The sequence below is a fragment of the Candidatus Hydrogenedentota bacterium genome, assembly GCA_019695095.1.
Taxonomy (GTDB): Bacteria; Hydrogenedentota; Hydrogenedentia; order Hydrogenedentales; family SLHB01; genus JAIBAQ01.
Map to the genome: position 1 here is coordinate 40,054 of JAIBAQ010000025.1, position 6,526 is coordinate 46,579.

At 57.6% G+C, this 6,526-nt stretch carries 3 protein-coding genes; all 3 read right to left on the bottom strand.

All coding sequences use genetic code 11. From position 1 onward, the window contains the following. Nucleotides 1-36: 36 nt before the first annotated feature. The 3 genes from K1Y02_06635 to K1Y02_06645 all read right to left on the bottom strand — a co-directional run bounded on the left by K1Y02_06635 (nucleotide 37) and on the right by K1Y02_06645 (nucleotide 5,968). On the bottom strand, nucleotides 37-3,081 hold the full coding sequence (locus tag K1Y02_06635; protein MBX7256021.1) for a sigma-70 family RNA polymerase sigma factor: 3,045 nt from the start codon (nucleotides 3,079-3,081) through the stop codon (nucleotides 37-39). 108 nt (nucleotides 3,082-3,189) lie between these two features. Continuing rightward, nucleotides 3,190-4,551 carry a right-handed parallel beta-helix repeat-containing protein gene (locus K1Y02_06640; GenBank protein MBX7256022.1) on the bottom strand — a complete coding sequence of 454 codons (1,362 nt, stop codon included), beginning with the start codon at nucleotides 4,549-4,551 and terminating at the stop codon, nucleotides 3,190-3,192. A 172-nt stretch (nucleotides 4,552-4,723) separates the two neighbouring features. Then, nucleotides 4,724-5,968: a hypothetical protein gene (locus K1Y02_06645; GenBank protein ID MBX7256023.1), complete on the bottom strand. Its 1,245-nt coding sequence runs from the start codon at nucleotides 5,966-5,968 to the stop codon at nucleotides 4,724-4,726. Between the last annotated feature and the right edge of the window lie 558 nt (nucleotides 5,969-6,526).

Genomic DNA, 6,526 nt, shown 5'->3' on the forward strand with positions numbered 1-6,526 from the left:
AAATGGGGCGCAACACCCGTCATCCAGATACCTCCACTACGATTTAGATGTAGAAAGATCGATATCCTGACTGACGGCCTGGCCTTCTTGGAGCGTGAAAGGGACTTCGTGCCAGTTGGGTTCATAGGGATTGTCTGAGTTCTCGCGGTAGACCATGAGCATGCTCTCGCCAGCCCATACGCGGTCAAAGTGGAAACTGCCGTTTACATCTGTTGTACCGCTCAGTTGCTCCGTGTAATCGGCGGATGCGTGCACGAGTCTCACGTAGGTATTGGCGACGGGTTCCCCTTCATTGAGAATATGGCCGTCCAGAGAGCCCGTGCCGCGTGTGTACGTGAATTCCATCGAAAGTGAATCACCAGCCTTCAGTTCGAAGTTCTTTATGAGTCGATGAGACTCACCTCGATTGGGAAGCACGCACAGTTCGACGGGACCGGCTGAGAGTCCCACCAACCGGAACTTTCCTGACTTCGAGACGTTTTGACGCATACGCGGCAGCGTCCGGTTACCGGGGTAACGGAGGTCCACCACGAGATCCAGAATTGTTCCGTCTTGATGTACGATTCCGTCAATAGTGGATTGCGCGGGGAGGACGATACGATTCTGTCCAGTTAGCGCAGACTCGCCGACACCATATCCCGCTTGGTAGGCATAGAGGCGAGTGATGTCGATAGGCAGGCTATCCACCGTGAACCGGCCTTGCGCATCGGTGCGCGCGGCTGCCGCGCGGTCCATGCGATCGGCGGACACATCCGAGACGTAATACACGTAGGCTCCGTCGATAGGTTCACCCGCTTCGTTCACGACGATACCAGAAACGCGTGGACTTGGTTTTAGGCGGAGTTCGATTTCCGTGGGAGAACCTTCCCCTATATCGACGTATTGCCACACGGGGGCGTATCCCGGTGCCAATGCGACGACCGTAATTGTCTCTGATGAGACGTGGTCCTGCGAGAATGTACCGTCCACACTCTGATAGGGTTGCACACACGAAAACATCATCTCATTGAGAGTCTGCGACTGTCCGAGCAAGTACCCCAGTGAAAAGGCCTGAATCGGAGCCCCCGTGTCCTCGGCGACCACGCGGCCCTGAAGTTGGCCATGTCCTCGCAGGACAATTTCTATGCCGGTCGCGCCGGCATCGACAGTCTCTCGCGTTTGTGAGAAGCCTTCACGTTCGATTGAGACTTGATACTCGCGATCGTCGAGCCCTGTAATCCGGAATTTGCCTTGCGAGTCCGAGTATACCGTTTCCGCGTTTGCCGCAATGCACGACACCCGCGCACCTACGACCGGCTGCTTGTTCTTGTCCACAACACGGCCTTCTATGGAAAGGCCGCCACTTTCGCCATACGTGATTTCGATGCCGGATCGGTTCTCACCGGGGAGCAGTTTCACCCGGAGGTATTCCTCGTTCGTGCTGAATCCGTTCGCAGATTGCGGTGTTACGACTACGGCGAATTCCGTTGGGGGGAGATTGGCGAATCGGAACTGCCCTTTGGTGTCTGTGCTTGCGGATTCCTCTACGCCGAATACGCTTTCGTCTTTGCGCAGCAGGTACAACTGCGCCCCTTGTATGGGGTCACTGTTCCCGTCGATTACTCTGCCACTCAGCGACGCGCTCTTGGGTTGGTCGAGTTTCAAGACGAGGTCGTTAACACCGTCCTTTCCCAAGACGATACTTTCTTGAAGAGTGCTTTCCATCGTTGCATTTCGCGCTTGAAGGCTGACGCGGTCCATAGAGGTGGGGGCGTACAGCAGGAATTTTCCGTCTGATTCCGATTGAGCAGTGATGGTATTGAAAGAGTTGGAATCCGCAGATCTTGCCGCCACCTTGGCCTCAGCGACGGGGTTGCCCGATGTGTCCAGAACCGTTCCTGCCACGGGCAGGCCCTTATGGAGAATGAAGTCGATTCCAGTTGCAGGTTTGCCGTTTTGTACCGTCACGCTGGTGCGAATTCGATCTTTGTCATCAGGGTAACGTTCTAACCCTCCCAGGGAGAGCATGTACTGGCCGTCAGGAAGAGGAGCCACTCGGTAAACGCCGTTTGCATCGCTGAGTATGTTTTGACCAATTGCGTCGCTATACATGGACTGATAGACGTAGACGTTGACCCCTTCAATGGCTTCCCCTGTGTCTGCATCGGTGATACGGCCCGTGATGCAGAAAGGCTGTGAAACCACGGTGCTCGCATCTGGCATCGCTGCTTTTGAATCCGCGGCGTCATTGCGAGGTTCTGCATCTGAGGATCTGTTGTTTTCCGCGCGCTTCGGTAGGGATGTATCCGTGGACTGGCTGGGTGCAACGTTTGCGCGCACCGCATTGGGTACGGAGTCGTTGTGGACAGTTGCCCAGTACCCCGCCCCGACTGCGGTGAGAACAAGCAGCGACGCGGCCAACTTAACGAAGGCACTGGAAGCGATGCCCGCGGCGAGCGGCGCGGTAATGGTCCCCGAGGCTGCCAGCTTGCAGAGAGATCCCGCCAATTCAACCGGAGCGGCCTCCGCCGGATGGCTCAACACTGTGACCAAGACGGTTGCCGAAGTGAGTACTCCCTTCTTGCGCAGGGCGGCGCGAATCTGATTGACGCCTTTATCGACACGAAAACGAACGTTGGCCTCCGACATGTTTAGTTGCCGCGCCAAGTCTGCATGCGTGCGATTCTCCAAGAAGCGCCCGACCACGACAATGCGCACGTGTTCCGGCAATTCGATGATGGCTTCATCCACCGCGGACAGGATTTCCCTGTGCGACGCGTCGGAACTGGTCTCGGCAGGCGCGTCGTTGGCATAGCTGACTTCGCGCTTCCGGCGTCGGATATCGCTGCGTAAGCAGTCGATGCTGCGATGAACGGCCACTTTGTGCAGCCATGCTCCGAGCGATACGCGCACCGACTCGCGGCTTTTCATGAGCGCGACGAAACACTCTTGTGCAACATCTTCCGCCAGTGATGGATCGCCCACAATACGCCTGCAACTGGCAACCACCATGCCAAGGTGCCGTTGTACCAATTCTGCAAACGCGTCCGCGTCGCGGTGACGTTGCCATTGTTCAAGAAGTACGGCGTCCGACCTGTCCATTAGTAGCTCTCCCCATGCTCTGCATTATTCAGTTCGCATTACAGTCGGCACAACCCGGGAAAACCGCAATGGGGAATGCGACGGGCGCAATAGACGACGTGCGGACGGTCACGGCATGGGGTCGAGGGGAGTCGAAAAAGCGTGCAGCCATTCCTCAAGGTTGGTGTAGCCGTCGGAGTCATCATCGGCATTCGGATTCGCGGGCGGGGACAGCGTGCGGCTAGCAGGTGTGGTTGGGGGCAAGCCGCCCACGTCAGTTGGGCTGTCGATGATTCGCCCCATACCGTCACTTACATCTTTCACAACGCGGGCATCAACACTGTCGCGGTCTGTAGGCCGCGCTCCCGCATGTTCCAGGACCCAACTTGTGACCGCGTTCGTGGGTTGGAGTGTTAGCGGGGATAGTAAAACGGGAATGGCGTCGTCATTTCCCAGCGGAGCAACAGGTGAGAGGGGGCCTGATTTGCGCACGGCGTTGTCGCGGGCATATACGACCGTGCCCGGCTTTGCGGAAAGGAGGAGGTTAATTATCCCCATGCCGGGATTAGAGTCCTTACCTCGGACCAGGACATTGCCGATGATGGTGGCCATCGATACTCCCGAGTTCTCGGGATCGCTGAGGTGTATCGCGAAGCGTTTTGGGTTGAATATGAGGTTGTTTGCAATCAGGGCGCTGACATCGCCCTTGATCAGCGGGTTACGCTCCGTGTTGTGGGCAAAGAGGTTCCCAATGGCTGCAATTCGCCGGCTGTGATCGCCGATGAGCATCCCTTTCGAGTGTTCCCCTTCGGGGTGGAGGGAATGCGAGAGACCCTCGGAGATGATGCAGTGTCGAAATGTGACATCGTGGACGCCGTGATACCACGTGCTAACGTTTTCGTCGGTGGCCCAGCTCAGCGAACAATGGTCAACCACAACGTTGAAGACTTCCGGCGTTCCCTCGGGCGCGCCTATCAATCCAAGGGCATCCCGTTGGTCGCCCGCTTGACTATCCGGATTGTCGCCGACACGGATGCGAAGGTGTTGCATCAAGACGTCGTGTGTCTGGACGATGAGACCCGCCCCAGACAGCGTGATTCCGGGCGACGGCGCCGTCTGTCCCGAGATGGTTGCGAATGGCTCTCGTATGACGAGCGGAGAATCAAGTTCGATGATTCCCGACACCTCGAAAATGACCGCACGCGGGCCTGCATAATCAAGAGCTTCTCGTAGCGAGCCGGGGCCATCGGGAGCGAGCGTGGTGACACGGATAAGCAGGCCGCCGCGTCCCGCCGGAGTGGTCGCGCCGAAGCCTTCTGCGCCGGGGAAGACGGGTAGGTCTTTGGAATAGTCGCGAACGTCGTCGAACGGCGCTTGCCCGTACTCGCTTGGTGGACACGCAGAGGTTACTGCCAAGAGCGCCAGTCCTAAAGCGAACTCACGAAGACGGCGACGCGGTCTGTGGTGGGCTTCTGTGGTCCAACGATCCATGCGACGACCCCTGTCCAAGTACTCTCGACCGCGCACGCCATCAAGGGGATACGCCGCCAATCGCGATTGCGTATTCTACGCATCCGGAGACGACAAACGCGACTAGAGGGCTATATCACTTCATGAAATGTCGGAAGGGTTCTGAGTCGAAACTGTAGAACGCGAAAATGCGCTAGAACGTATACGAGCAGCCGAGCAGAATTTCGTCCGATCCAGATTCAATCCGGCTTCCCTTGCCCAGTTTCGAAAGCAAGTCGCCCCGGCCGTTCTCTTCCATTTCGCGGTCGACGGCGTGGAGCCACGTAGCTTGGATCTCCCATCGATCATTGACTTTGTACGCGGCGCCGAGTGCGAAGTGGTCGCGGGTCAGGGTGGGCACGAGAGAATTCAGAAACACTTGATCGTCCGGAATCACGTCGGTCAGGGCGCGCGAATAGCCGCCGCGCACGATCCATTTGCCGTTGAGAGGGCTTTCGAAGGCGAGTTTCACGATGTGTTGATCTTCGCGTCCAAAGCCGCCCGCGACAGGATTCATCGACAGCAGTTCGGCGGCGTCGCCCATGGGCGCATCGCCGTGCTGTGATACGCCTGACCAGTCAATCCATTTGTAATCGGCGATGATTGTCAACCACGGCGCGACTTCATAGCCGATACCGGTCTGAAAGTACTGAGGCAGATCGACGCTGTGTTTCAGCAGGTCGTCGTACTCGTTGAATTCGTCGACCCACTCGCGGCTGTGGTACGAAGCGCCAAAACTGAGTTTCTCCCACGTCTTGTACACTCCAATGCCTAAACCTCCGCCCAGCGCCTCATCATAGTCATAGTCCGCTTGAGCCGATGTAAGTTTCAACGTGAGATGATCGGTCCTGAATCGCGAGATACTGGCATGCGCTTCGATGCCCAATGCCCAGCCGTTGTCGAACTCGTAGGCGTAGGCCGCGCCGAGACGTGCGTGTTCGTATGTGAGTCGCCGGTCGCGGTTTCCGAGCAGCATGGAGAACAGGTTTCGCGAGTGCGGAAATGTGACGCCCACACCTGAGGGTGTCCAGAAGGCGACACTCCACGTGCCGCATTGCGTGGGCACAACGAGCGACGCGGTGCCAGTGCCGTAGAGGTCTTCGTCGGGAATCTCGCGGTGCAGCGGGTTAGCGCCAATGCCGCGCGGGTACATGGTTATGTCCGTAAGGATACCGGCAATCGAGAGGTCCAGGCGACGGTTTAGGTCGACAATCGCTGCTGGGTTCAACGCTGTCCAAAGGCCGTCGCGCGGCTCAGAGACTCCGGCGCCGACCCAGGCCGTGTGGGTTGGCCCGGCTCCGATCGCAAAGGTACCTTCAAGGGCCGGCGCCGCGACACAGAGGAGGGTAATGGCGAGCGTGGTGACTGCGGCGAATGGAAATAGAGAATGGGATTTCATTAGCCGTACTTCCTTCTTTCCGCATTTCCTTTGGAATGCGGATCCGTGCAGGCAGAAGCCATCGACGGGGGAAGTGGCTCGGGGATTGATACAACGAACGAATGTCCTTCCGCAGAAAATCGGTATTGGTCCGATCCATTCGCGAAGGTCCACGCGATTCAAACACGAATAGCTGAAGTATGGCCTTGCGCGGCCTGGCCGCTTGGAACAACGCCGTAGTTCAGTAGCGTGTCTTAATCCCCGTCGTCAATTCTGGTGAAATAGCCCCCATTCGCCGGCTAGCCAGCAGCTCTGCAACTTCTTGACACGATCCCCTCTCGTGCGCGGCGGGATACTACTTCAATTGCGTACCGACTTGCCAATTCGCGATTCGTCACGGACGTTGCTTCATCAAGGTCACTCTGCGTTGGCCGTAGGCGATTCTTGATGCGCGATTTTCAGATCCTCCACGATTCGTTTCGCTACCGCTTCATGCAACTGTGCAGTAGGATGCCGGTCGTAGGGCGTCAACGCGCCAGGAGCGTGGCCTTCCGGGATTTGGGTGTAGTCCAAGTAGCG

What these genes read in the sequence shown, in the direction of transcription:
- K1Y02_06645 (MBX7256023.1), bottom strand. Translation starts at nt 5,968, where the DNA reads ATGAAATCCCATTCTCTATTTCCATTCGCCGCAGTCACCACGCTCGCC.
- K1Y02_06640 (MBX7256022.1), bottom strand. Translation starts at nt 4,551, where the DNA reads ATGGATCGTTGGACCACAGAAGCCCACCACAGACCGCGTCGCCGTCTT.
- K1Y02_06635 (MBX7256021.1), bottom strand. Translation starts at nt 3,081, where the DNA reads ATGGACAGGTCGGACGCCGTACTTCTTGAACAATGGCAACGTCACCGC.